46 protein-coding genes are annotated in these 24,466 nt (G+C 33.9%); all 46 read right to left on the reverse strand.

Annotation, left to right across the window (positions count from 1 at the left end; genetic code table 11):
* Nucleotides 1-31 precede the first annotated feature (31 nt).
* On the reverse strand, nucleotides 32-865 hold the full coding sequence (locus EDM57_RS04710) for a sensor histidine kinase (RefSeq protein WP_122903616.1): 834 nt from the start codon (nucleotides 863-865) through the stop codon (nucleotides 32-34).
* A gap of 110 nt (nucleotides 866-975) precedes the next feature.
* Entirely contained in the window at nucleotides 976-1,755 is a 780-nt protein-coding gene (locus EDM57_RS04715; RefSeq protein WP_122903617.1) for a LytR/AlgR family response regulator transcription factor, read from the reverse strand.
* A gap of 153 nt (nucleotides 1,756-1,908) precedes the next feature.
* Complete coding sequence (locus EDM57_RS04720; RefSeq protein WP_122903618.1) at nucleotides 1,909-2,247, reverse strand: LytTR family transcriptional regulator DNA-binding domain-containing protein; 339 nt, start codon at nucleotides 2,245-2,247, stop codon at nucleotides 1,909-1,911.
* 26 nt (nucleotides 2,248-2,273) lie between these two features.
* Nucleotides 2,274-2,402, reverse strand: a complete 129-nt coding sequence (locus tag EDM57_RS04725; RefSeq protein WP_122903619.1) for an AgrD family cyclic lactone autoinducer peptide — start codon at nucleotides 2,400-2,402, stop codon at nucleotides 2,274-2,276.
* Nucleotides 2,399-2,935, reverse strand: coding sequence for an accessory gene regulator B family protein (locus EDM57_RS04730; RefSeq protein ID WP_122903620.1), 537 nt, complete (start codon nucleotides 2,933-2,935; stop codon nucleotides 2,399-2,401). The genes EDM57_RS04725 and EDM57_RS04730 overlap by 4 nt, the downstream gene beginning before the upstream one ends.
* Complete coding sequence (locus tag EDM57_RS04735) at nucleotides 2,913-3,605, reverse strand: hypothetical protein (RefSeq protein ID WP_122903621.1); 693 nt, start codon at nucleotides 3,603-3,605, stop codon at nucleotides 2,913-2,915. The genes EDM57_RS04730 and EDM57_RS04735 overlap by 23 nt, the downstream gene beginning before the upstream one ends.
* Before the next feature lie 98 nt (nucleotides 3,606-3,703).
* Nucleotides 3,704-4,732 (reverse strand): phage lytic cycle repressor MrpR family protein, encoded by a 1,029-nt coding sequence (locus tag EDM57_RS04740; RefSeq protein WP_122903622.1) that lies wholly within the window; start codon nucleotides 4,730-4,732, stop codon nucleotides 3,704-3,706.
* A gap of 3 nt (nucleotides 4,733-4,735) precedes the next feature.
* Entirely contained in the window at nucleotides 4,736-6,046 is a 1,311-nt protein-coding gene (locus EDM57_RS04745) for a DNA sulfur modification protein DndB (RefSeq protein WP_122903623.1), read from the reverse strand.
* Nucleotides 6,047-6,181: 135 nt separating this feature from the next.
* On the reverse strand, nucleotides 6,182-6,796 hold the full coding sequence (locus EDM57_RS04750) for a homing endonuclease associated repeat-containing protein (protein ID WP_122903624.1): 615 nt from the start codon (nucleotides 6,794-6,796) through the stop codon (nucleotides 6,182-6,184).
* Nucleotides 6,797-6,885: 89 nt separating this feature from the next.
* On the reverse strand, nucleotides 6,886-7,128 hold the full coding sequence (locus EDM57_RS04755) for a hypothetical protein (RefSeq protein WP_122903625.1): 243 nt from the start codon (nucleotides 7,126-7,128) through the stop codon (nucleotides 6,886-6,888).
* Nucleotides 7,129-7,230: 102 nt separating this feature from the next.
* The gene (locus tag EDM57_RS04760) at nucleotides 7,231-7,722 is read right to left on the reverse strand and encodes a hypothetical protein (protein WP_122903626.1); all 492 of its coding nucleotides are present in this window, start codon (nucleotides 7,720-7,722) and stop codon (nucleotides 7,231-7,233) included.
* 351 nt (nucleotides 7,723-8,073) lie between these two features.
* Nucleotides 8,074-9,411 (reverse strand): helix-turn-helix domain-containing protein, encoded by a 1,338-nt coding sequence (locus EDM57_RS04765; RefSeq protein ID WP_122903627.1) that lies wholly within the window; start codon nucleotides 9,409-9,411, stop codon nucleotides 8,074-8,076.
* A gap of 107 nt (nucleotides 9,412-9,518) precedes the next feature.
* The gene (locus EDM57_RS23135; RefSeq protein ID WP_170163377.1) at nucleotides 9,519-9,665 is read right to left on the reverse strand and encodes a hypothetical protein; all 147 of its coding nucleotides are present in this window, start codon (nucleotides 9,663-9,665) and stop codon (nucleotides 9,519-9,521) included.
* Nucleotides 9,666-9,697: 32 nt separating this feature from the next.
* On the reverse strand, nucleotides 9,698-9,880 hold the full coding sequence (locus EDM57_RS04770) for a hypothetical protein (RefSeq protein ID WP_122903628.1): 183 nt from the start codon (nucleotides 9,878-9,880) through the stop codon (nucleotides 9,698-9,700).
* A 299-nt stretch (nucleotides 9,881-10,179) separates the two neighbouring features.
* Entirely contained in the window at nucleotides 10,180-10,548 is a 369-nt protein-coding gene (locus EDM57_RS04780) for a hypothetical protein (protein ID WP_122903630.1), read from the reverse strand.
* Between the two features lie 35 nt (nucleotides 10,549-10,583).
* Nucleotides 10,584-11,339, reverse strand: a complete 756-nt coding sequence (locus EDM57_RS23555; protein WP_211338217.1) for a SprT family zinc-dependent metalloprotease — start codon at nucleotides 11,337-11,339, stop codon at nucleotides 10,584-10,586.
* A 462-nt stretch (nucleotides 11,340-11,801) separates the two neighbouring features.
* On the reverse strand, nucleotides 11,802-12,905 hold the full coding sequence (gene tnpB / locus EDM57_RS04790; protein ID WP_122903631.1) for an IS200/IS605 family element RNA-guided endonuclease TnpB: 1,104 nt from the start codon (nucleotides 12,903-12,905) through the stop codon (nucleotides 11,802-11,804).
* A gap of 6 nt (nucleotides 12,906-12,911) precedes the next feature.
* Nucleotides 12,912-13,313, reverse strand: a complete 402-nt coding sequence (gene tnpA, locus EDM57_RS04795) for an IS200/IS605 family transposase (protein ID WP_122903632.1) — start codon at nucleotides 13,311-13,313, stop codon at nucleotides 12,912-12,914.
* Nucleotides 13,314-13,426: 113 nt separating this feature from the next.
* Nucleotides 13,427-13,597 (reverse strand): hypothetical protein, encoded by a 171-nt coding sequence (locus EDM57_RS23140; RefSeq protein WP_170163378.1) that lies wholly within the window; start codon nucleotides 13,595-13,597, stop codon nucleotides 13,427-13,429.
* Between the two features lie 22 nt (nucleotides 13,598-13,619).
* Nucleotides 13,620-14,195, reverse strand: a complete 576-nt coding sequence (locus EDM57_RS04800; RefSeq protein WP_122903633.1) for a hypothetical protein — start codon at nucleotides 14,193-14,195, stop codon at nucleotides 13,620-13,622.
* A 61-nt stretch (nucleotides 14,196-14,256) separates the two neighbouring features.
* A complete protein-coding gene (locus tag EDM57_RS23650; RefSeq protein WP_246005738.1) occupies nucleotides 14,257-14,496 on the reverse strand; it encodes a hypothetical protein in 240 nt (79 codons plus the stop codon).
* A gap of 35 nt (nucleotides 14,497-14,531) precedes the next feature.
* On the reverse strand, nucleotides 14,532-14,750 hold the full coding sequence (locus EDM57_RS04810) for a hypothetical protein (RefSeq protein ID WP_122903634.1): 219 nt from the start codon (nucleotides 14,748-14,750) through the stop codon (nucleotides 14,532-14,534).
* A 21-nt stretch (nucleotides 14,751-14,771) separates the two neighbouring features.
* On the reverse strand, nucleotides 14,772-15,020 hold the full coding sequence (locus EDM57_RS04815; RefSeq protein WP_122903635.1) for a hypothetical protein: 249 nt from the start codon (nucleotides 15,018-15,020) through the stop codon (nucleotides 14,772-14,774).
* A 33-nt stretch (nucleotides 15,021-15,053) separates the two neighbouring features.
* The gene (locus EDM57_RS04820; protein ID WP_122903636.1) at nucleotides 15,054-15,416 is read right to left on the reverse strand and encodes a hypothetical protein; all 363 of its coding nucleotides are present in this window, start codon (nucleotides 15,414-15,416) and stop codon (nucleotides 15,054-15,056) included.
* Between the two features lie 117 nt (nucleotides 15,417-15,533).
* The gene (locus tag EDM57_RS04825; protein ID WP_122903637.1) at nucleotides 15,534-15,971 is read right to left on the reverse strand and encodes a hypothetical protein; all 438 of its coding nucleotides are present in this window, start codon (nucleotides 15,969-15,971) and stop codon (nucleotides 15,534-15,536) included.
* 28 nt (nucleotides 15,972-15,999) lie between these two features.
* The gene (locus EDM57_RS04830; protein WP_122903638.1) at nucleotides 16,000-16,239 is read right to left on the reverse strand and encodes a hypothetical protein; all 240 of its coding nucleotides are present in this window, start codon (nucleotides 16,237-16,239) and stop codon (nucleotides 16,000-16,002) included.
* Nucleotides 16,240-16,270: 31 nt separating this feature from the next.
* On the reverse strand, nucleotides 16,271-16,504 hold the full coding sequence (locus tag EDM57_RS04835; protein WP_122903639.1) for a hypothetical protein: 234 nt from the start codon (nucleotides 16,502-16,504) through the stop codon (nucleotides 16,271-16,273).
* A 35-nt stretch (nucleotides 16,505-16,539) separates the two neighbouring features.
* Nucleotides 16,540-16,701 (reverse strand): hypothetical protein, encoded by a 162-nt coding sequence (locus tag EDM57_RS23145; protein WP_170163379.1) that lies wholly within the window; start codon nucleotides 16,699-16,701, stop codon nucleotides 16,540-16,542.
* A 48-nt stretch (nucleotides 16,702-16,749) separates the two neighbouring features.
* Nucleotides 16,750-16,893 (reverse strand): hypothetical protein, encoded by a 144-nt coding sequence (locus tag EDM57_RS23150; protein ID WP_170163380.1) that lies wholly within the window; start codon nucleotides 16,891-16,893, stop codon nucleotides 16,750-16,752.
* A 36-nt stretch (nucleotides 16,894-16,929) separates the two neighbouring features.
* The gene (locus tag EDM57_RS04840) at nucleotides 16,930-17,115 is read right to left on the reverse strand and encodes a hypothetical protein (RefSeq protein WP_122903640.1); all 186 of its coding nucleotides are present in this window, start codon (nucleotides 17,113-17,115) and stop codon (nucleotides 16,930-16,932) included.
* A 496-nt stretch (nucleotides 17,116-17,611) separates the two neighbouring features.
* A complete protein-coding gene (locus tag EDM57_RS04845; protein ID WP_122903641.1) occupies nucleotides 17,612-17,983 on the reverse strand; it encodes a hypothetical protein in 372 nt (123 codons plus the stop codon).
* Between the two features lie 33 nt (nucleotides 17,984-18,016).
* Nucleotides 18,017-18,244 (reverse strand): hypothetical protein, encoded by a 228-nt coding sequence (locus EDM57_RS04850; RefSeq protein WP_122903642.1) that lies wholly within the window; start codon nucleotides 18,242-18,244, stop codon nucleotides 18,017-18,019.
* A gap of 31 nt (nucleotides 18,245-18,275) precedes the next feature.
* Nucleotides 18,276-18,524, reverse strand: coding sequence for an AbrB/MazE/SpoVT family DNA-binding domain-containing protein (locus EDM57_RS04855; protein WP_122903643.1), 249 nt, complete (start codon nucleotides 18,522-18,524; stop codon nucleotides 18,276-18,278).
* Between the two features lie 246 nt (nucleotides 18,525-18,770).
* Entirely contained in the window at nucleotides 18,771-19,208 is a 438-nt protein-coding gene (locus EDM57_RS04865) for a hypothetical protein (RefSeq protein WP_122903645.1), read from the reverse strand.
* A gap of 51 nt (nucleotides 19,209-19,259) precedes the next feature.
* Nucleotides 19,260-19,595, reverse strand: coding sequence for a recombinase family protein (locus tag EDM57_RS04870; protein WP_122903646.1), 336 nt, complete (start codon nucleotides 19,593-19,595; stop codon nucleotides 19,260-19,262).
* 24 nt (nucleotides 19,596-19,619) lie between these two features.
* On the reverse strand, nucleotides 19,620-19,982 hold the full coding sequence (locus EDM57_RS04875) for a hypothetical protein (protein WP_122903647.1): 363 nt from the start codon (nucleotides 19,980-19,982) through the stop codon (nucleotides 19,620-19,622).
* A 29-nt stretch (nucleotides 19,983-20,011) separates the two neighbouring features.
* Nucleotides 20,012-20,203, reverse strand: coding sequence for a hypothetical protein (locus tag EDM57_RS04880; protein WP_122903648.1), 192 nt, complete (start codon nucleotides 20,201-20,203; stop codon nucleotides 20,012-20,014).
* 32 nt (nucleotides 20,204-20,235) lie between these two features.
* Complete coding sequence (locus EDM57_RS04885; RefSeq protein WP_122903649.1) at nucleotides 20,236-20,514, reverse strand: hypothetical protein; 279 nt, start codon at nucleotides 20,512-20,514, stop codon at nucleotides 20,236-20,238.
* 43 nt (nucleotides 20,515-20,557) lie between these two features.
* Nucleotides 20,558-20,806 carry a hypothetical protein gene (locus tag EDM57_RS04890; RefSeq protein ID WP_122903650.1) on the reverse strand — a complete coding sequence of 83 codons (249 nt, stop codon included), beginning with the start codon at nucleotides 20,804-20,806 and terminating at the stop codon, nucleotides 20,558-20,560.
* Nucleotides 20,807-20,849: 43 nt separating this feature from the next.
* On the reverse strand, nucleotides 20,850-21,065 hold the full coding sequence (locus EDM57_RS04895; protein WP_122903651.1) for a hypothetical protein: 216 nt from the start codon (nucleotides 21,063-21,065) through the stop codon (nucleotides 20,850-20,852).
* A gap of 377 nt (nucleotides 21,066-21,442) precedes the next feature.
* The gene (locus EDM57_RS04900) at nucleotides 21,443-22,093 is read right to left on the reverse strand and encodes a hypothetical protein (RefSeq protein WP_122903652.1); all 651 of its coding nucleotides are present in this window, start codon (nucleotides 22,091-22,093) and stop codon (nucleotides 21,443-21,445) included.
* 78 nt (nucleotides 22,094-22,171) lie between these two features.
* Nucleotides 22,172-22,426 (reverse strand): hypothetical protein, encoded by a 255-nt coding sequence (locus tag EDM57_RS04905; RefSeq protein WP_211338218.1) that lies wholly within the window; start codon nucleotides 22,424-22,426, stop codon nucleotides 22,172-22,174.
* A 32-nt stretch (nucleotides 22,427-22,458) separates the two neighbouring features.
* Nucleotides 22,459-22,671 (reverse strand): AbrB/MazE/SpoVT family DNA-binding domain-containing protein, encoded by a 213-nt coding sequence (locus tag EDM57_RS04910; RefSeq protein ID WP_122903653.1) that lies wholly within the window; start codon nucleotides 22,669-22,671, stop codon nucleotides 22,459-22,461.
* 202 nt (nucleotides 22,672-22,873) lie between these two features.
* Nucleotides 22,874-23,212 carry a hypothetical protein gene (locus EDM57_RS04915; RefSeq protein WP_122903654.1) on the reverse strand — a complete coding sequence of 113 codons (339 nt, stop codon included), beginning with the start codon at nucleotides 23,210-23,212 and terminating at the stop codon, nucleotides 22,874-22,876.
* Nucleotides 23,213-23,509: 297 nt separating this feature from the next.
* Nucleotides 23,510-23,776 carry a hypothetical protein gene (locus EDM57_RS04920; RefSeq protein ID WP_122903655.1) on the reverse strand — a complete coding sequence of 89 codons (267 nt, stop codon included), beginning with the start codon at nucleotides 23,774-23,776 and terminating at the stop codon, nucleotides 23,510-23,512.
* A 176-nt stretch (nucleotides 23,777-23,952) separates the two neighbouring features.
* Entirely contained in the window at nucleotides 23,953-24,357 is a 405-nt protein-coding gene (locus EDM57_RS04925) for a type II toxin-antitoxin system PemK/MazF family toxin (RefSeq protein ID WP_122903656.1), read from the reverse strand.
* Between the last annotated feature and the right edge of the window lie 109 nt (nucleotides 24,358-24,466).

Consider the following 24,466-nt stretch of genomic DNA (forward strand, 5'->3'; position numbering starts at 1 on the left):
TCAATTAATAAAAATAAAAACCCTTATGGATTTAAGGGTTTTTAAGAGTAACTGTAAATTGCACATGATTATCTTTTGCTTGACCGATAATTGTCCCATTGTGTTTTTCAACCAATTTTTTCACAATGGCTAACCCATTTCCTCTTTTCTTGTCCTTATTGGTCGTATATCCTAATTCAAACCAACAGGAGATTGAAACATCTTCACTCTTTAAATAGCAATTCTCAAAAATTAACACATCTTCTTTGTCAATCGTATACCATCTAAATGTAATTTGCTTGTTTTCACTGTGTTCAGATGCTTTGATTGCATTGTCCAAAAGATTCCCAACAATAGCAACCAAATCCTTAGTATTGAAACTAGCAAGTTGCGATTTGCTGGTAATATCACAATTTACTGTCACACCTCTTTTATAAGCATCATAGAATTTTACACTTAATAAATATGACAATGCAGGATTGTGAATTTCTGTGATAAACGTGTGCTCATCTTTTAGGTCAAGTATATTGTTCAAATATTTTCTAGCATTAGAATACTGTTCGTTTTCTAACATTTCATCGATAAGTGTGTAATTTTTAGATACCTCACTTATCGTTTCTTCAAACATATTGTATACGAGTTCTTGCGAATGACTGTATTGCTTACTTGTCTCATGGGCAGTTTTCGCAATAACTATAAATAAATACCTGATAAATATTAAAATCAATAATGCAAATAGAATTGTCATAGAAATGTTTAATGTCCACACTTTTTCTATAACTTCAATATTAATAACAGCTATTGTCATCAATATAAGTTCAATGATCCCAATAATATAGAGCAATAATACATAAAACTGTTCTAAAGTCTTTGGAATGATAAACATATCCCTAAACTCCTATTTATCTTCTCCGTATCGAGATTTATGATATTCTGATAGCCAGCCGAAAAAATGACACAACCATCTTTTTATTCTATGCTTCATTTTTTCACCCTTTATAAATTATTCACAAACTTTAACAGACTTCCCAGCATACCTCGTCTATTTTTTAGATCAGCGCTATGCATTGTCACCATCTTTTTTACGTAATTTACTCTCTCTTCACTTATTGGCAACACATCATCATTCGACATAATCAATACATTGTCTTTGACTTCTTTGGCAAACCCCAGGTTTATTATGGATGATCTACTAATGTAGATAAAATTGTGATCTTCTAATAGTTTCGCATAAACATTCAATCGCAATTCTGTTGTGTATGGCTCTACTCGTCCAACTGTACGAACATTTACATTACCCTTGGTTGACTCTATATAAAGGATTTCCGATGGGAAGGTAACATATGATTCATTGCCACAAATGGGAATACAAGCCCCATTATTATCAATAAAGCGTTTATATAAGTAATAATTTTTGAGTTTCTCCAGCGCACTTTTAAGTCTTTTAAAATCAATTGCTTTTGTAACAACATCTGTAATACCAATAGTGTAAGAATGTGCTGCGAGCAGTTTTTCACCAGTTACTACAATTGCAGGCAAATCATAGCCATATTCACGACACAAGTTATATGCAGTTATCCCGTCGATTGACTCACTTCCCAGATCGAGGTCAAGTATTAAAGCATTTATGTTGTCCTTCTCACTAAGCTGTAAAAACATTTCATCAGCATTTTTCGCAGTGTGCACACTTTTTACAAAGGGCAAATGATAAACATATGTAGCGAGCAGCTTTCTGATTTCAAATTGATCTTCGACGATCAAGATATGTAGATCCATCTGTGACTTCCCTCCCAAAGATGTTATAAGTTTATTCTAGCAAATGTCCTCACAGAAATAACGAAAAATAAACACATGTAAAGATTTTTCTTGACATATTGTTCGATTTGTGATTAGAAGTAGAAAATGAAAAAGGTGAAAGCTGGACTTTCATCAACTTTCACCTTTTTTTAGAAACTCTTTTAAATTCTCAATATGCTTTTCTGCTACTACTATAGATTTTCTTGAGTCTTTTATGATGATTTTATGCTCTTTCTCATCAAGTTCAGCAATTTTATGTAAATTTACTAACACCCCCCAATCTAATCTTTCAAATCCTTTTTCCTTTAATACTACTTGCCAGTAGTCTAGCGCATTTGGGCGTACATAAACACCATCGGCTGTATGAAACTCAACTTCATTTCTTTTTCTTGCTAGGTGAGTAATATCTGTAACACTTAACCAAATTATTCCCTGCTCTTCGTTTCCTTTGCGAACACATGGAATAATCATTGCTGTTCTCACCCATTTCTTAATACCTAGTTATTCTTGTACAATTCTTGAGGAGCTTCTGGCTGGTGAATAAGAGCTGCTGAGTATGGAGATACGACTAGTACAGCAACAATAGCCAAAAACCTAGAGATTTGTTTAGCAAGGAATGCTTTCATTTACAATCACCTCCTTCCATTGTTTTATATATAACCAATGTAAGGCTTTGCACAAAAAAAGTAACTGCAAGTATATCCGACTCAATAATTAAATTTAATAAAATTATAAAAATAGATATCAGTTTTAACAATGGGTCATGTTTTTTAGTAAAAAACTTGGATTGATTCACTCCAATGGGAGCTAATAATGCTGTAATAAATATTGAAATCAATGTTATTACAAATACATTTTTATCACTAACTGGTACATAAGGGATAAGTACTGCACCTATAACACTGAATATCGTACATAGTTCAGCACTTTTAAAATGAAATCCTCCAGAAAAAAATCTCAAAGAGACAAATGATATTAAAACAATAATAGTTTCAAGTGCACTTCCTAGCAGTGATGCTAGGAGCAATGATAAGAAAATTGCACTTCCTGTTCCAATGAGCATTATCAAAGAAAATTTCATGACTTCTATACTACTTGTTTCATTTGGATTTATACTCTTAATCTTCACGGCAATTTTATAGGCTAGTGCCTCTATCATTCATTTCCTCCTTTTTGTTAGAAAAGTGAACCAATGAACAAAGACAAAATGTTAAAAATACAAGTAAAACCAAAATATATTCTCTATTTGCTAATGTACTAAGAAATACCATTAAACTCAAAAGTAAATATGATGTAATTACTGTTATCAAAAGCGCAAAATTAATTGGATCATTTAAGCTTACCTTACGATGAGCATCAGGTATAAATTGCCATCCCATGTTTGTTCTTTTTATTATGACAGCTATACCTAGTGTTACAATTACCGTTATCAATTGCAATATATAACCAATCAGTGTAACGCCTTCGACAATCTCTTTGGTAAGTTGCTCTAACTCAAACGCCCCAATGTAATTCATTATTGCAAAACAAATAATTTGTATAGTTGAATATGCGCAATAGGATAATATCACTGCAATAGAAGAGTAAAAAAGTTGAATCCTCGAAAAATAAATAAATAATAATATCATAAGAGCTATTTGTAATGATACAGAAAAATTAACAAAATGAGTATTATATCTTAATACATATGAAAATACACTTTCGAGTACTGCTATTGCTAAAACAGGGACAACATAGTCCTTCATAGGCAATCTAAAGATAGCCAAGAGTAGCAAAACTATTGCAGCATATTCTAAAGAAGAAAAGAATACAAAAAGAACGAGATCCATATTTCATCTCCCTCACAGTAAAATATATTTGTATTTTACCACCCAGTAACTAAATGACAACAAGTTTTTTGGAACTTCAAATTAAAAGCAGTCCGTCATTACGACAGACTGCCTTCTCCATAAAATTGTTTAATCATATCCATGTTAATATAACTCTTCATGGCAGACCAGTTATATTCTTCAACCCCATGATTATCGAACTTGCTTACTCCAAATTGTTCACATATTTCAAAGTATTGTTCTTTATCTCCAAAGTGTCCATCCCGATCAAGGATTTGTTTTGCCATGTAGATCATGCCACTGCGCTGAATATTTTTCACCGTGAAGTTTTCAATATTAAAGAGTTCGCTAATTGTAGACAATCTACCATAAACAACATGGGTATTAACTTGATCTATATGAACTACCTTAGTTTTTGCTGGCTTAATCACATACCCTGTTTCGATTAATTCGCTTGTCTCTTTTGTGTTTCTAGAGTTGGGGGCAATATGACCATTTCGCTTAAAGTACTCGGTTTGATTTATAGCATCTTTTATTAAGGTAATACATTCTTTAGGAGTTGTTATTCGTCTAGTTTGATTGTCTTTGTCATCAGTTAATATTAATTCATTGGTTTCAAAATTAACATCGCTTGGGCGAAGGTTTCTTAACTCAGAAACTTCCCGACCATTTGCCCCATAAAATAAGAGAGAGATAATCACAGCATCTTGAGCATTTTTACATTTTTCAATGATCTCGTCTATCTCTTTCTTAGAGAAAAACATTTTAATATTCTTGTCTATAAACTTTTCTGCCCAGTCATCGAGTTGATATTTCATGGGATTTATTGTGTTTGACCTATATCCTTCTTCAATTGCCCAGTCTAAATACGACGAAATAATACTAATATTTGACTTACTCGCCGCCAAAGTTTTTGGTTTAAGATGAAACAAAACATTCTCGATTTCTTTAATATTGAAATCGTACATGTCTCGTCCTAAACTTTCTTCAACAACACTGCTCCTAATAAAAATTCTTTCATACGGCCCTTTGCTATCATCAGAAATCACTTCCATGAATCTTTGTTTTACTCCTTCATTGTACATGTCGCCTTCATAAATTTGGTTAGGGGCTTTTTTATTAGACACTTTTTAAACTCCCTCCAACGGAATTTGATTAAAATACTCACGAACAAACTTCTTGAATCTCTTGTTAGACAATGGAGCATTCATCTTTTTAACTTCGTCAAAGAACGGGTTGCTTTCGGTTAAGTCAATTTGTGATATAACTTCTACAACACTTCTTGCTGGAATATTATTTTCGTACATATGTCTTGCTAAAGTAATATATCCAATAAACATGAAGTGTTTAGACATTATTGTTTCACCGCTTTTATCTCTTGCAAACTCCTCTGGGAAGGAACCAATCAGATAATCAAAAAACACTGTTAGATAATCTGCTAAATCCATAGCTTCGATTTTGGAATTGATCTTAAATTGTTCTTCGATCTCATCAGTCAATAGTTTATAACTCACTAAATGTCCAACATTGTGATTTACCAAATGAGTTGGAGAAACTCTATTCTTGAGTTCAGATTCTTTTTGAAGCTCTTTTGCAACAATGTCGCTGTATCTGTCAGCCTTAAGTTTTTGAATATAGGTGTTAGGCATCTTATTAACCGTATTAATTTGTGCCACATATGCTTGAGCTTCTTTAATTGTAAAATTTTTTATAGCAACCTGTACTTTTAAATCTGCGTCAGGATTAAAATTATTTATTACTTGAGAAAAAGCGTTGAGACGATGGAATCCATCCAATATGTCGATTTCACCAGACACAATTGTCAATCTTCCGTGTTTAGGGTCATACATGATTTCATCATTTCCATCAGATAAAACGTTGAGTATTAACGTATCGGCTTTAAATGTATTATTTAATATATGCTGTGTAATCTCCTTTACTGATTGCGGATTAATGTTGGCTATTGGAACAATTTTACCTTCTCTATTTTTTCTTTCTTTTGGATTACGTTGTGTTTCATGGTTATACTCGATGAGAAGTGAATTATCCCATTCAACAAGAGTCTTTATCGGCAAAACAGTAATAAATTCTTTATCATTTAAAGACAATACGTTATCAATTACAAGAGGTAGTTTAATTTTGTCATCATGATATTCCTCATACCTTGAAGCAATTTGAATTTCTCTTTCGTTGAAATATAATTCGGGATTAAATATATTCTCTGATGTAAGGACATAAATTGCATTTGTAAATAAAAAGAGCATTGTGTCATCAATCTCTTGAATAGGGATATTCTGACTAATAATCCTTTGAACATCTCCTGCAAGTATTTTATGTTTAGCTAATTCATTTTTCAGGTCTTCTGTAAATTTAAGATCAGATTTAATGGTTTCGAATTTTTGTACAAGGATTTCCTCTAGTTGAGAACGATTAACCTTCATAAAGTCACCTTCCTCTTTATTTAGTTAGTAAAATTGTAGACATTTCCAACTTTTATTATACATTAAATCAGCAAAAATAACAATGATATTATATTTTTTTTGTATACACAAATGTCCCCTGTTTTAAGGGGACATTTAATTCTTGTCCAATCCCATAATAAAAGTTATAGTTCTAAATGAGTTATTTGAAGTCGCTAACTGCAATGCAATCTTTCTTAATGCATTAGCGTCTTTCATGTCGTTCAGTTTGGATATGAACTTACCCCTAATATCCTTTTGGCATTCATCACAATACCAGTGATGTTCATATTCAGGCGTGTATTGATTATAGCAACCAGCATTATAACAAACACGATCTTTTACTTTGACAGGTTTGCCATATGTTCTAAATCCAGCCTCATTCATTGCCTCAGACCATGTTAACCCTCTCTTTGATAATGAATCACTATCAGGTTTCATTTTTAACTTATCATACTCGGTGCTGGTCGGAATGTATCCTAATTCTTTAATTGAGTCTTTAAGTTGCTGAATCAATTCTTCAGCGGTTAGCATTGATGGATGCGGCATAATATTTGCTTCACGCAATATATTAGTCCACCCAAAGTGTTCTTTAATATAAGAGTAGGATGGTTTTAAACCTGAAGATTTATAGATTTCAGGAGTTACTTTTCCTTTATTTTCAGTAGATAAAGCCCTTAAATTTCTTAATATTAATTTCTTTGCTTCAGCCTTTGTATATACTTTCGACATACTCGATCACCTCAAGTTAATTATAATGAAGCTATTTAACAAAAACAACAAAACAAAAACCATGCTTAATTGCATGGTTTAAAAATTATTTAATTTATTATATTTAGATAATACATTTTTTCATCAGTAAAATCGTCATATTGATAATCTAGTTGCTTGATATATCCAATCAAACTATTCCACTCTTTTGTTGTTACTTTACCGTACTGCTCAATCTCACTTACCGTTTCATAAAAAATATCCAAGCAATCTTTATTTAGAATGACAGAAGGATCAATCTTCTGGAAATCTGCTGTAATTACATTACCTTTAATTGATTTAATAAAATTCATTATATACCCCCTAATTTTCACGTCCCGTTCTCTTGATATAAATTATACTCCATAATTATTTTAGTTACAATATCACATGTTATTCTTTATTATAGTTTATTTTTATGCTACTTTAGCCTGATGCCATGTGATATTACATTCAACACAGTCTAAGGTAATATATTCATCGCTGGTTGTATGAAATGTTATAACGTCACCCTGATAACTTATTAAATCTTCATATGGCTTGTACAATTCAACATTAACAATCAACGCTAACTCCCCCAATACTGTATATGAGCCGTTGTTTTCATATGAATTAGTCCAGTCTAAAGAGAAATCATCCACCTTTATTTTACGCATTGGAAGATTATACTGAATCAAAACGTCATTGATATACATGTCATTCAGCATATACTGTGCCGCCATGAGAGAGCTTGTCTGATCCTCAGTATCAATGTTATGAGCTACAACTGTTACTTTTATCGTCCCGTTTGCAGTGGTTTTTGCATTGACATCAAACTTTCTACCCGTCCTTTTCTCGTGCATCTTTTTAGTTGCTAATTCAATCATTTGTATAGACTTGGCGAGTTGTTTATTTAAGTTGTTACTCATATTAAAACACCCCTTGTCATTTATCTTTACATCTTTATATTACCATGTGTTTACATAGAAATTACCATTCATTTTTTCATGTAAACTCCTCGACAATAATCGACATATGAAAATAAAAAAAGAAGAGCAGAGAATTTCTCCACTCTTCTTTCGGTTATTAGCCTCTTTCACCATCATCTGCAAGTTGTACAGATGGGGATACTGCGGTGTATGTAGCTACACCTAGCGTCAATACTGCGATAGCGAATGCAATAACTGCGACCTTCTTCATTTATTTCACCTCCTTTCAAGAAGGTCGCACTAACAATCTTTAACTAGTATTAAATCCTTTCATGACACCATACCCCTTTCTCATAGACTGTCCTGAATAATTTTATTAAATTTATTTAATTGCTCGATTGTAGCTTTGTTTGAGTTATTAGTAAAGATCAACCAGCATTTTTTAATCCGAGTTTCATTATTAAACAAATTAGCCATTTCAAGTGCTTTCAATATATATTCAATTCCTATGTGATCTTGTCCTTTTTCAAGATGATACACTCCGAGATATTGATATGCTTTTAATTTATGTTTTAATCCAACCGCTGAATTATCATTTTCCAATTGTTCCAAAACAGTACCGTTTTCTTCTAAAAACTTAGTTATCTGGTTGTGTTCGTTATGTTTAATCGCTGCTTCAAGTAACACAGGGAATATTACATTCATTTTTTTAGAGTTTGTTGATGTCTTGAGATATTGTTCTAAGTGATTCCATTTCCCACTAAGAAGTTCAACTAAATGCATATTGCCTATGGCATACTTAGCGTAATTGGAATCTATAGAAGCATACTGATTAATTATCTTCTTTGATAGTTCAAATTCTCCCATTCCTTTATATGCAAACCCCTTATACAATAGAGCTTCACAGTGGTAATAATTTAATTTAGAATAGTCTAATTTGTCTTGTCTTAAATTATTCATACGCCCGTTGACAATTTGTACAAGTTTATCTGCATATTTCAATGTTCCATGATAGTCCTCAATCAAGTTTAGAAAAACAATTACTTCAAGATATGCATCAAGTATATATCTTTCTGGCATTAATTCAAGATAGTCTATCAGTTGAGATAATGCTTTTTTACAGTCTTTGATTCCTTCATTATGAGTGAGCATAATACTTCTTCTAATCATAAATGTTCTATAGTAACTCAATGAAAGGCGCTCATCTAACCTGTTATCGATTTTCGAAGTAATGAGCGAGTACAGTGGCAATATCTGCTTCAGATCGTTATTTTTATATTTATCTTCTGCAATCTCAAATATGATTCCAATATAGTTTTTGTTTGTCTCTAAGATCTTCCCTGTTATTTCATTTATCAATGATTCATTATTTTCAATACTCAAAGATTCACGTAATAACTTTTCGCACTTAATCAAACTCATTTTTCCTTGCTTATTGATACATTCACTTAAAGATTCCTTCTGAAGTTCTCCTTTATTAAGTCCTAAAACTTCTTCTAGTTTAGAGAGTTGCTCAATTGAAAAATTTCGACTACCTCTCATTATTTGGCTCATCGCTGTCTTATGTATCCCAGATGCCAATGCTAATTCGTTTTGCTTCATTCCTCTTGCACGTAAATAATATTGTATTTTATCTCTTAATGAAGCCTTTTCTAAATCAAAGTCATGTGGGATCATAAGACGTAGCATTTTTATTCCTCCCCTCAAATTTCCTTTTCTTGCTACATCTTTATAATAACACGGTTAACTAGATAATACAACATATTTTTAGTTATTATTTTCGTTCAAATTTCGTTTTATTCCAATTTCATATCTTTAAAAGTCTCATCAAATATTTCAATACATTGAGAACATGCCCATTTGCTCATTATGTAACTATACATCACCTCCAAATTATCTTTCTCGCAATCCTCGCAACGTCCATTTTTCCATCCATCAGTCATGAAGTTATCCTCCTTGTGAAATTTTCAATTTATTAATAGCATAGTCTACCAACTTCACATTCTCTAGTATCATATACTCCCTTAATGGAGCGTATTTCATAAAGTTCTTTATCGGTTGTCAATATGACAAAACTCATTTTAATTTTTGGATAGTATACCTCACCAATCTCGTTAAGCCTCTCTGGTTCATGCGTGTAAACATAGTATTGTTTCATTCATCATTCTCCTCATTTCGCATGAAATGTTCATTTCATTAGATTCTTTCATCACACAACTCGATTTTTCCATTGTCATTAATCACATAGTCCCACTCTGTCCCACACTCCAGACATTGTATCCATTCAGGGACAGCATACGTAACATCCGCAACAAATCGTTTCCTTTTGCTCAATTTGCCGCTTTTCAAAACCTTTTGTTCATATTCAAATTGAGGCTGCCAACGTCTAACCATTTCCTCTTTTCCACAATTAGGACATTTCAATTACATGTACCTCCTTTCAATAAAACTAAACTTTCATCTAGACTTCAATCTGAATTTTATTCCCCTAAAGATATACTGGCCGTCATCATCCAATTCTTGAATAAAAAATTCAATTTTTTCAACGTCCTCTTTGCTGTATTTTGGCTTTTGGTTAAAATGGTATCCTACAGTATCCGTATTTTTTGTCTGATTATATACTTCTGTGGTTTTAACTCCAGATGGCTTTAACTTAAGGAATTCAGCAATTTGTTTAATAAGTCTACCATTTGGATTATCATTCGTATGATTTAATACTCCGAGCTTAAGTGCGATTTCTTCACAAAAAAGTCCCTCTCCTTCTTCGTTAAATCCAAATTCAGTTAACAAGTCTTCGCCGTACCTCTTTACCCGTTTACTCTTCATATCATACTCTCCTTAAAACCAGTCTTTCATTTGGTTTACTCTGTTGCCACGTCCTTTAATTTCTTATCAATAATATCTGGTTCTACATCGAGTTTTTCTAATAACCATGCTATATCATCTCTATCGCCAATGTGTCCTTCTCCCCATCCTCCACCAGCGCTAATTTCGATTGCATATACTGCGATTGGTTCAAGTTTATACCCATACCATTCAGACATCTTTTCAGCTACATCAGCAGGATAAATATATTCATCTTCTTCCCTTTGATTATGAATTCTAATAAGGGTGTTAGCCAGATCCTTCTTAAAATCTTCTTGATTTTTCCTATGATGTCTTAATCTAATTGTGATTATTTCACTCCCAGTTCTTTCAATTAGTTCAAAACATTCATTTTTCTTTCTTTTCCAAGCTTCTTTTGCTGCTAATACTGCCTGTTCATCTCTATTGTACCTTCTGCCTAATCCAACTCTAATTAACTCTCTTGCAAATCGCTCATCTGAATCTCGCCAAGGTTGCCCTGTTGTATGCAAATACCAATGACATAATTCGTGCAAGAGAATTCTTTTAATATGTCTCAAAGTATATCTTTCATTATTCTCATTATTGAGTACAACAGTCTTTATATCACTACAATAATATCCCGCATAATTATCCCAGTCGAGTTTGCATTCAATGGTTAATGGAGATTGTCTAGTTACTAAAAGAATCGTTGGTATTTCATTGATGCTCCAATGTTTTTTAGTCAATTGTTTTGCTTGTTTTTCAAGCCACTCTATAGTTACTTCTGGCACTACCCAAATCCTCCTTCCTGATAAAACCAATTTACTTAAGGATTAAACAATCTAAATGAATCATCAAAAAGCCTTACCTTTAATGTTGCCGAAACCCCTTTATTCTCCCATTTTGCATCAATGATAGTTCTAATCGGATATACTTCCTGTTCTGATTCAGCAATAAATTTTATCCCCACCTTAATGTTTGGGAGCAAATAGATATAAGCCTCACCGTACTTCGTATATCTAACAAAATCCGCAACACCATAATCAACTTGTACTTTAGAATAATACTCCCGCTGCCATTCCCTTAATTCAATAATCCACTCTTCTTGTGTTTGTATAGAACCATTTTTCTTCTCAGAATCTTGAACCTCTCATGGCTAAAGCCACGAGATTCTTGGGTAGTCCGCTCTACTGAGCAGAATTAGTACATGATGTACCACCAAGCTATCCCCGCAGTTCCTGCGGTTACTGCGATTATGCAGATAGTAGTCTTTTGCCTTCGGCAAGAATATTCAAACTTGCGTTTACATCCCTATCCCATTCACTATAGCAAGAAGGACACTTCCATTGTCGCAAGTTAAGATCTTTAACCTCTTTGTTTTGGTATCCACAACACGAACAGAGTTGAGAGGAAGCGAACGTTTTGCCTACGACAACGACAGTACGTCCATGCCACTTTGCCTTGTATTCAAGCATCGTTCTGAATTGATACCAGGACACTTCGCTAATTGCTTTGGCAAGTTTGTGGTTCTTCATCATGTTAGACACTTGCAAATCTTCAATCGCAATGATGTCGTGGTTTTTGACAATATGCGTTGAAATTTTTTGCAAGTAGTCTGTTCGGGCATTTGCAATGCGTTCATGGATTCTGGCAACCTTAACTCGTTGTTTATTCCAGTTTGAAGAACCTTTCACACGTCTGGAAAGGATACGTTGTTCACGAATGAGTTTTTGTTCCATATTCCGTAGGAATTTCGGATTCTCGAACACTTCACCGTTAGATAGAATAGCGAAATCCTTTAACCCAACGTCAATACCGACTTCTTTGTTTGTTTTTGGCAATGGTTGCACGTCTGTTTCTACTAACAACGAAACAAAGTATTTGCCAGAGGGATTGCGTCTAATCGTAGCATTTAAAATACGACCTTCTACTTCTTTTGATTTCGCAAAACGAACAAGTCCAAGTTTAGGGAGTTTAATCTTATCTCCTTCTATCGCAATATTTCCGTTTGTGTGTTTCGTTGTGTACGACTGAACTTTATTCCTTTTTGACTTGAAACGTGGTGCATCATTCTGCTTCTTGAAGAATCGTGAATATGCGTCTGCGAGGTTCTTTATTGATGATTGAATAGCGATGCTATCTACTTCTTTTAGCCAAGGTAATTCTTTTTTCAGATTCGGCAGTTCGGAAGAACATACTCCGTATGATAATCCTTTACCTGTTTCTTTGTATGTTTCGTTCCACTTCGCCAAGAAGTGGTTGAACACAAATCGACTGCAACCAATCGTTTTAACAATTAATACTTCCTGCTCTTTGGTTGGATAGATACGGAATTTGTATGCTTTATTTGCTAACATTGCTTTTCACCTCACTTTCTGATTTTGGATGTATTGTCGTATTTGCGCTTCCGTGTGTTCACTTACGGTTGCCACAAAGTAAGAAGGATTCCAAAGATTCCCTCCCCATAGCTTCTTTTTTAGCTGGGGGAACTCTTTAAATAGCAACCTTGCCGAAACACCCTTTAACGCTTTGATGATATTTGGAATTGAATGTTGCGGATTACAATCAATTAGGAGATGAACATGGTCACAATCACTTTCAATTTCTGAAATCGTGAAACCATTATCTGTAGCAATTTGATTGAGTATTTCCTTTAGCTTTTTATCTATATCACCAAGCAACACTTTATGGCGATATTTCACACACCATACAATATGGTATTGGATAGAGTACACATATTCTCTACCATGTTTAACTTCTGCCATGTTATCCACATCAATTATAGGATAACATATGTAAAATGTTTTTCAATTTATTACCTCTAAATATTAGCGTTTTTGCCAATCACCAAATTAACATATGTCGGACAATTGACGTGTCAAAAGACACACCTTGTCCGAAGCCGATTCATCTCATGACTGAAGTCACGAGTGTTCTCGGCTAATTCATAAATGGCTTTTAGCAGAGTTTTTTCGGTTGTATCATGTCCTACAATCACAGTAAAACCAGCAGCTTCAAGATTGGCTACAATTGCATCGACATTAAACATAAGCATTACCTCTTTTCTGTATTTAACTTAACTTCCAATCAAAGTAATCTCCGGCTCTGAAAAAGTTATTGTGCGTGTCTGCATTAGGGAGTCCATCTGGATGGGCTGGAGAAACAGGCATTGCCATTCCACATGAATGACACTTTATTTCTGTTGAATTTTCATAAATATAATGATTTGCTCTATAATTACATATTACACAATGATACCTGCATCTATAACGTTTTCGCCCATCTGGATCTACCTTAATGCCTGTCCTAATCCATTCGGGTTGATCATCTGTTGTCTGATATACTTCCTTTAACTCCTCTGTATTTTGCAATCCTTCGATTAGACTTTGTTTGATTTCTTCACTCTTATGTACAATATCTTCTTTAGTTACATTTTCGATTGGATTTAGTTTCTCAAAGAAACTGCTACATGCTTTGCCTACCTGTTCAAATGTCTTAACCATCTCAAAAATATCTTTATCTATGCTGAATAAGTTAAATACATTTTGTATGATGACAAGTTTGGATAAGTTATCTGCCTCCTTAAGTTCAAGTTCCACCTCTTTGCCTTTATCATCTTTGATATTGATTTTTACTGTTAAAGACATGCTATCACCTCAATGATGATTATAAGGCAAAGGGCAGCCAAAACCAAATACAACTTACATTTTATCCTAACTGTAAAATCTTGAACTTAACATCTGTACCCTCTAATAATTCACCAACATTGTAATTATGTCGATAATATCCCTTTTCATCTTTGGGATAATTCCAAAAACGTGAAAAATTACTTTTATCTATTGTATGAAATAATCTACTATTACTGTCCCATGTTAGCATTACTTCATAGCGTTCCCCAACATTCCAAAATCCATATGCATCTTCAAGGCATTCTATTATAGCCTTCATTAAATTCCCTCCTTTCTAATCAAACCCTCATTTGATTAAAATTGATATTCTTCCCATTCTTCCATATCTACTTGTTCATCACATTTTCCACAATAAATAACATCTTCATAAAATCCATCTATGTTTTCAGGTTCAATGTCATAAACTATACCATGTCTTGATCCTTCTTTTAAGTCAATTCTTTGTTTTGCTGCAACCGACACCGTAACATAGAAAAATCTAGACTCTCCACATTTTTTGCAAGTGTATTTCATACTATCTCCAACTTTCCTGATTCATCCACTTACCACGTTCTTATAAGCCTTTTCGTAGCCCTTAACATCGCCTCTTTTGCTCCATTCATCATAGCAAGCATCAACTTGCCAATGATAATCAGATCTTGGATTGTTAGCGGCATAAGCAGATAGCCAGATTTTATCTTCTGTTTCCTTAAGAAGAGATTCGTAATCCATGTTACTTAACTTTTCAAGGTATTCACTTTTTGGTCTACCGTAATTATCTTTACCTTCATAATTTCTGAGCATCAACAAATCCTCCTTTTCCTATCAAATCCACTTTTATTGCAAACCATCTAATGACGATGATTGGTCACAAAAATAGGCAGTTTCAATTAATGTAAATCTAATATAAACATCTGAGCCTCTTGTCCCTTGGTAAGCTCCATTAAAATCGGCATCAACAAATATTTTTCCTGTAATAGAACCTCCAATAACCTGATTCTCAAAATTCATATAATAATCTTCAGAAATAATCTCTAACTCATCTCCAAAAACTAATTGCAATATAAATTTTAATTCTTTTAAATTACGCTTCCCTTTATAATAAACTAACTCCCCTTCATCATTTTCTTTCCATTTCTCTCTATTCCTGAAATACTGGCTTAAATTACGCTTTCTTTGTTCAAATTCTTTTGTATTCAATGAACTATAACCCCCTTTTCGTTATTTCTCTAATGCTCCCATTTTATTATATCATCATTATTCCCTATTTTCTTTCTGAAACGCTCATTTTATCAAACTTTTCCTAACAAACTCATTTTATTCACTTAAAATACATTCATGCCATCTAGTTTCAGAATACATACCTACATTAATACATGCTTTATCAATTTCTTTAAAATTATTTTGAAACCAATTAAGAAAGGATTTAACCTCTTTTGGATTAGCCACCTTTTTTGCCGATTCTATAGCTAAGAGTTTCATTTTATAATAAGAATTTCGATGCTTAAGCTTCTTGGGATCAGTTATAATTCTTTGCTCACTATCCCTGTATTCAAATGCAAATATAGTGTTTGCAACCCATCCATGTCTCCCTTGATCAGAATAGTGAAAAAGGTTGCTTTCAAAATGGGTATTAAAATAAGATGCAATCATATTAGATATGGTGTGGCACTTATTATTCATATTGGGATCGAAAATTTTAATAATATTAATTAAGCCAATTTCTACTTGTCGTAAAAATTCTAAATCCTTCATATTTTCACTTCCTCATTAAATTAACATTTCATCCTAATTGTATAATCTTAAATAATACCCCTGCTCCCTCAATTAATTCTCCAGTCTTATAATCATGTCGATAATAACCCTTTTTATCTTTTGGATAATTCCAAAAGCGCTCAAATTTGTCCCTATCTGTTGTATGTAATAATCTACTATTGCTGTCCCATGTTAAAATTACTTCGTACTGTTCTCCAACTTTCCAGAGTTCATATTTAGTTTCAAGACATTCAATTACCGCATTCATTCATAACCATCCTTCCTATAAAATCCCCATTTTATCGAATTATCTCTATATACTTTTCAAATGTATCATGGTCTAATTCAAAATAAGGAAACTCTAAATCAAAATTATAAAGTTTAATTGAATAAAAATTCTTGCCTCCACCAAGAGGGAAGACTATTGCCTCTCCTTCGTATCCAACTTCTGCTCTCAATACTGAATCCTTGCTGGTCAAATTTTTAAGCGAGAATGACTTAATAACTCTTACTTTAACTGTTTGCTTTTCCATGATAAATCACTCCTATATTCTTATGAAATACCATTTTAAAAGGATATATATTGTAATTCATCATCAGTAAATCCAGCATATTCTCCATCAATAAATTCAAGTAGATTTAGCTTAATTCCATCAAGTGTTACTTGACCGTATTTTTTACCCACTTGGTTAAAATAATTTGAGTCTCGGTTAATAACTTTGAATTTCATATAACATTCTCCTTTAGCTATGTTTTTTTCGATGAAATGCCAATTTGATTAAATTTCCTTCAATAGATTCTCTATATATTGAATTCGTTCATCAACTAGAACTGCAACATAGCCATTCATTGTTTTATACTCTTTTAAACTTTCTAACTCCTTTCTTAAATCCTCTTCAAATAGTTTAACAATTTGATTCATGCCCACATCCCCTCCATTTTCAATCAAAACGATATTTCATTTACATTCTTCTGGTGATTTACCAACGCATTCCTCTTTAAAAGGAACACGAATTTGTTCACCAATCTTAATATTATCCAAGTAGTCTTTTTCATAAACTCCATTTCTCAATACAAGGATTGGTTGTCTTTCTGTCATTTTTAGTTCTCCAACTATTTCCCACTTTATTTCTTTGTCCCTCATAAATTAACCTCCTATTTTCCATAAGCCGATATTTGATTATTATACTGGATCATTTTCTTTATCTCGAAGAGTGTGAATTTGCTCATTCAGATCACTTTATATTTGTTTTAAATCAAAAATCACATCATTGCTTTTATTGTGAGTCAATTTCTTTAATGAGCAAACTTGCTTCGCTTAAATAATCTGCTGCCGCTCTTCTTGCCTCAACAGCCTCTGTAATATCTCGTTTCTTTTGACTTTGGTTTAACATTGGATTCACCTCGCTAAAAAATAATCAACTCGCGTTTATTAATGATCATTTATTCATCGTTAACTGCCCAAAATGTCCACAATTCAAGCATAGACATGATGCAACCACTTCATAAAACTTTTCAACTTCGTATTCACCTGTCCAACGTGAATGAATAATGCGGTTAATATTCTGAGAATCGCATTTTTCACATTTCATTACAACACTATGATTAGACATAAATTGAACCCCATCTTCCTAATCAAATTACCTTTTCATTTGTTTTTCTTCTATCTCTTTGATTGCTTCTTCTTCGCGTTTAATCATTTGTTTTGCAAGTTTAAGCATGCGTTTGCGGTTTTCAATACTTGTTGAATCATTACCCCATCCGATAATATTTAGTGAATTTTGATAAGCAATGAACATTCGTGGATCGTCAGCATGATGCGCTTTCGCAACCAATACATTATTGCAATGATTACCAATACCAAATGAATTAATGTTGTTTTGTTCAACACGCCCCAGATATCTTCTATATCCATTCATTCCCTCGTCAATTGCTTCAATAAATTCTTTAGGGTACTTTTCAATTTGATCCCATCCATCGTTCAGAATAGTAATTGTAGTCATATATCCCATATTCAAACTCTCCATTTTAATCAAATCTTGTTTTCATTTATTGTTTTTAAAGCGCTGTAATTCTTCTTGTTCCTGACGAATCAATTCCTTACTTACCTTGCCTATTTCGCTATCAGAGATGTCGCGTTCATTCATGAATGCCTCGTGTTGCAATCTCCAGTATTTTTCTCGAATTTTTCTTATCTCTGAATTTTGAATACGACTTATTTCATCTTGGTTCAATACTTCTTTAAATTGCTTTTCTTCGCTCAAATAATTCATTTTCAAAAAACCTCCTTATGAAATCACCGTTTTATGCTGTTGCAGTTTTTACTTCAATAGCACAATTCTTACATATCAGCTTGCCTTTAAAATAAATTGTGTCATCTGCATTACCGCAAAACAAACAAGATGGCTGATATTTCTTCAGAATGATCTGCTCCCCATCCACATAAATCTCTAGAGCGTCTTTGATGTTGATATCAAAGGTGTCCCTTAGTTCTTTTGGTAGAACAATACGTCCCAATTCATCCACTTTTCTAACTATACCAGTTGCTTTCATTGCATCATCCCCTTTTCAAATTAACTATTGTAATAAGACCCCTTTATCTCAGACGAGATAGTTTGCAAACGCTCAATGAAAACATCCAATTGGGAAACCGTTGAAAATCTCAGAATCGTTGTTCCGATATGAACAAGTACACATTCATCAACAACGTCTCCATCTTTGTCGTATTGATTCACGCTGAAAGTTGCATCACTATATACACTCATAAAGTTCCTCCCTATTTACTTAATACACAGTTTGTTAAGACCGCCATAACCCGAGTTCTTTCAACGTGTTGCGGGCAAGTTCCCAATCACTCAATCCGATCTCTCTTCCGTCACTAGCGTACCACCGTAAAGCATGGACAAGTTTCTCGTATCCGGCGTCAGCTGCGGCAACCACCCTGACATTCTCTGCTTTCAACCGTTCGATCTCCGCTTTCAATCGCTTGACTACATCCCGATAAAGTTTGCAGTCGTCTTCCAAGTCTTTTTCGATCCGCATATAGAATTCAATCACTCTTGCCCGGGCTTCGTTCAGCTCGTTTGCTGCCTTCTCAGCGCACAGTAACCGCATCAACGCCCTGTGTACTGAGCCATGCGGATTGTGATACTGCAAAAGAGTCTCGATATCCTTACGTTCCTCTTCTTTGAGCGGTCGATCCCATCCAAATGCCTTTCCTTCAGTGTAGATGCTCATACTTTCCCCTCCCGATTATCAAACTGAGCATTTTGTAAAATTACTTATCACTCAGTGAAGAAGCACAGTATCACTGGTAGACGTATCTGCATATTGAATGATTACTCCATACTTTCTTAGATCCGATTCGATCCTTGATAGTTCATTGGTGTCACGAGAAAACCGAGAAGGCTCAACCGCGATCACTCTTTCTAGTGCATTGTGCCTTGCGACTTCAAACATGGCAGCAATTCCATCTCTATCATTTTCTAATCCTGATACCCCATTGTCAGTGAAGAAAATGACTTTCCTACCTTTTTCAATTAGCATTAGACATTTCTCTTTTTGGAGTTTAATTGCTTCTTCGTCTTTTGTTGCAGTTCTTGAGTATACTCCGATCATTTTCATAATCCCATCTCCCCCTTCAAATCTTCATTTTATGGCAAAATTATGCGTCCAAATCATTAACATTATTCCTACAAATGCCGCAACAGCACAAAACCCAATAACTGAAAAATAAAATATACTTAACTTAGCTATCTCCTCTTCCGTCATTGACTTGACATCAAAAGATCCTTTGATAAGCACCTGTAGAGGATAAGCAATTAATAAAGTAAGAAACACTGCTCCAAATACCGCACCCACTGACAACAAGATTTTCAACCCGATTTGGTTCGCAATTTCACTGTAAGTATTAATAATTGTAAAAACAGCAACTGCTGAAACGCCAAATATTGAGCATAGTGCAGCAACGATATTTAATACTCTTTCAAAAAAAGCAAACTTTGCTTTCATACTCTCACCTTTTGTTTAAAAACCATCTTTCATTCGGTTTCTTGTTGTCCATATGACCATCTATCATCAATAAATTGTTTCAGTCGTTTCAACTCTTGTGCTCTGTTATTTGCATTTTCAAATCCATGTTGATTCCCTTGCTTCTTAAAATCTTCGGCAAAATGCTCCAACTGAGCAATACGTACAACAATCTCTTCAATAATATCTTCAATTTTCAACATATAAACCGCTCCTTTCTGATGAAAATCTTCTTTTATCGAATTACTATTTGAAATTCACCTGTATCTTGATTTTTCTCTAAAGTATATTTCTGTTGATCACTGTAAAACACCAGTTGTCTCATATTGCTGTTTTGTCGATCTATTTCGTATGGCTTTTGCCAAGTGTGCTGTAAATATGACTCCGACTTAGCGAGAAAATCTGCTTCTTCATGTCGTTTTTCAAGTGGGAAAATAACCAACCCAAGTAGTAAAGCAATCGAAACAGGAAAATATATTGGGAACCAACTGATTAGCTGATTTTTAATCTGCATTAGTTCCTACCTCAAATCTTGATAAATTTCTCCTTTTATCGTGTTATTGATTGGCTGCACGTTTCCACGCTTTTTCATAACCACCCACATCATTACGTTTAACCCATTCATCATAACAAGCATCACATTGCCAATGATAATCTGATCTGGGGTTGTTTGCTGCGAATGCTGATAACCAAATTTTTTGTTCAGTTTCCTCTAGTAATTCTTCTCTGCTCATACCTGCTATTTTACTCAAATATTCGCTCTTCGGTTTTCCATAGTTATCATTACCTTCATACTTTCTCAACACTTTAAATCACTCCCAATCAAATATTGAATTTATAGAATTTGATTTATAGATCCATCAATGTTCGTTTTCCTTCATCCGTCAATCGTATTGCTCCATGTAAGAACCTGTTATAGTGATATTCTTCAATTAACTTAAGTTTAACCAAGGATTCAACTGTTCTTGTGTTATAAGCATCTTTGGGATGATGTTTCTCGCCATCATGATATGGTTTTGAAAGTTGAAACAACAACAATTGCTGCGCATTAGTCAATTTATACAAACTGAATGTCTCCTTCTCAATCGAATATTAATTTTTAAATAGAATCAGCAATTAACGATCTTACCGATTTGAACAGCGTAAAAAACATTTTCGCCCTCTTTTTGCTTCAAAAACAATGGACATTCAGGAACCCTTACCACATCATTCTCGTGCAAAACAATATCAGATTTAATCTTGAATTCGTGCATATCAGTATAAATTATATATTCCATTTTCTCCACTTCCTTTTTAAATTAGCTATCGTGCTAAGCACTCCTTAGCGCAGGTTTCGCAAAGACGGAGTACATCTTCCTCAGTTACCCCTCCTATTGGCATTACCGACACGGTTTCAATCTGCTTTTCGCAATAGTCGCACATACTCTTTCCTCTCTATGCAATCAATCAAAATCCTCATATTCATCTTCAAGCCACCACTCCCACCAAGATTCTTCCTCCTCTTCATCTTCTTCCCACCAGCACTTTCGCACAGGCACTGGCTTTCTAGAGTCCATAATTTTCTTGCACCTATCTCTAAAGTCATTCTCATCCAGAGACGTTTTGATAAACTCAACCAATAACTCCTGCTTTTTGTAAAAGTGTAAAGCAAGATTTAGGATGTAATCGGAAGGTTCATCCCAGCCATGTGAAATAAAAAGTTTAATGATCTCTTGTTTTCTCTCCTCCATAATTTCGAAGTATCTCTGGCGATTTCTTTCGTCCCTAAGTCGTTTTCTTTCCTCGTGCAGTTCTTTGATCTTTTTTCGCCAAGCTTTATACGCTTTCTTTTTTTCAGCATCCATAGACTGCCAAACTTTTGGACTGACTGGATCTAACACCTTTTTAAGATAAAACGTCCTCCCGTCAGTGGTGGACAGAAAAGGCCCTCGCTTTGAATAACTAAGAGTGCAGTGTTCGCCGCGTTCATCAAAAAACTCATAAGTACCTTCACTTTTTGGTCTTGCATCAAAGTTATCTGGTACGACATAAAACACACCACTTTCAGCAATTTGATAGTTTTCACACATTTTCAAAACTATAACTTGCAGCATATGCACACACCCTTAAACCATATTTCACTCAAAACACAAATAAAAATTGTCTAACACGTTCCATATTAGTCTTCCTTTCTAACAATCAAAGTGATTGACTGTCAGTAATCCATCCTTGTAAAGCTTCTCCAATAACCTAACTTTACTCTCCATACTTACACATTCGAGCGACAAAGGAGCATTTACAAGTACATTTGTTTTTGTGTTCATCAATCGTTCCACTTCATTTTTCTCGTACAGATATGTTCCGCAAAATTGCTCCATCCACTCGGGCATTGCCCACTTCATTAAGATCTCTTGGCCGTTAATATCCTTGTAACCTGTTGGCTTCATAAAATTTCTTCCTTTCTTCAACTTTTTGTAACTCATTTATTTCGATGTTTCTCAATCATTCTTTGAATCTCAATCAATAATTTCGGATCATCAGGCAACTCAATTTTGTTTACTTTTCTCACTACAATTTCATCTCCGTTAACCTCAACAGATACAGTATCTCCCTGTTCAATTCCTATTTCCCTTAGTTGCTCTGTCATGGACACCCCTAAGCTGTTTCCAATCTTGATGACTTTACGTTCCAATGTATGTATCACCTCTCTCTTTCTTTATGATTCCATTATAACCGTTATGACGTTATAACGCAAGTGTTTTACTTGTAGTTTTTTATTTTATTACATTAACTACAAATGGGATGCTAACACAACATCCCATTTAATAACTTGCCCTATTTTTTAGGCTTCCTCTTGTTTATTCATGATAGCCACCATCCGATACAATAAGTCTTTAATCGTGATCCCAACCTCGTTTTTGTGCCTCCGCTTTAATTTCCTCTAAATCTTGTTCGGTTGGTACATCCATATTTTCACTTTCGTCCTCCTCGTAATACAATCCGATTTTGTGAGGAGATTCTTGTATTCCAAATTGAAAAGCTTTCGTATATACTAATTCAACTGCATGAAACAGTGTAGATTCCAAATATGTTGTGGAAATAACTCCATCCGTATTTCCCCGAAACTTTCCCATAGCCTTATTCTCTTCATTGTCTTGTGTTTCCAACCAAAACAGCTTTGCTGCCCATTTTCCATCAAGTTTCTTTACCTTAATTGTATGCATGTATGTCATAGCAAAGTCTTCCCCCTAACAAAATTTGACTTTCATTCAAATATTTGAAACGAATCGTCTTGCCATTTCGTAAAGCAGTGCGTCTTCAGTCACACGCAAATTGTTCTCTCCAAACTTTTCTTCAAATTTCACTTGTATCTCCCTGACAATCCCTTTTGGCAGAACACCGCTGTTATACTTCCATTCGGTGATTTCTTCAAATGCTTGTTTTAATTGTTCATCAGTAAGCGACTATACTAATTCTTTCAGAAACATATAATATCCCTCCAGTTAAAGTCACATTTTTAAAGTGACTTTTTAAAAATTATTAATCCAAAAATGATTTCCCGGCATATAGTAGCAAAGTTGTTTTGTTATCCCTTTATCTTTTAAGAAGCTCTCCAACATTTGTATAAATTTTTCGTTAACATGAACCCAAATTTTATTATCTACAAATGGATCATGAAAAACATTCTTTACCTGAATTTCATTTTCTTTTACCAGAACTAAGCGAATAATACTTCCTTTCTCAATTAATAGTTGATTAAATTCATCTACCATTTGTTTTGTCATAAGTTGCTCCATAATTATCATCTCCCTATGAAATCAAAGTTTTAACTAACCTAATTATACTTAGTGTCCATAGCTTATGTACTGTTTAATAAGTATTTCTCTCTCAATGCCGAAAATCCCTTCACGCTCTAGTTTTTTAATAAATTTTTTAATTTTCATTATTACTATCCGCCCTCTCAGAAATTCAATTAGACTTCGATCAATTCTTCTTTATTTTTATTTTTAACGGCAAAAAATTCACTTGGTGATACCAAACCAAAACTAATTTTCAATGCCTCATTTACTTTTTGCATAGTTTTCTCATCCAATCTGCTAACTTTATCAGTCAATCTTAGCTTGTCAATGGTTCGTATCTGTTCCGATAAAACAACAGAGTCTCGCTCAAGTCCGAATGTTTTTGCATCCAATTCCACATGCGTAGGCAATTTTGCTTTTGAAATCTGTGAGGTAATTGCTGCGACGATGACCGTTGGACTAAATCGATTTCCAATGTCGTTCTGAATGACTAAAACAGGTCGCACGCCTCCTTGCTCAGAGCCAATGACAGGTGATAGATCAGCCAAATAAATTTCTCCCCTACATACTCTTCTCAATAATCTTCACTCCCTATGGTTTCGTTAATGCCACTAATATATATCGCTTTGCAATTTACTTTTATATCTTATATCTATATATTACCACGCAGACGAGATTATTACAACT

Source organism: Brevibacillus gelatini (genome assembly GCF_003710935.1).
In the GTDB taxonomy this organism is placed as follows: Bacteria; Bacillota; Bacilli; order Brevibacillales; family Brevibacillaceae; genus Brevibacillus; species Brevibacillus gelatini.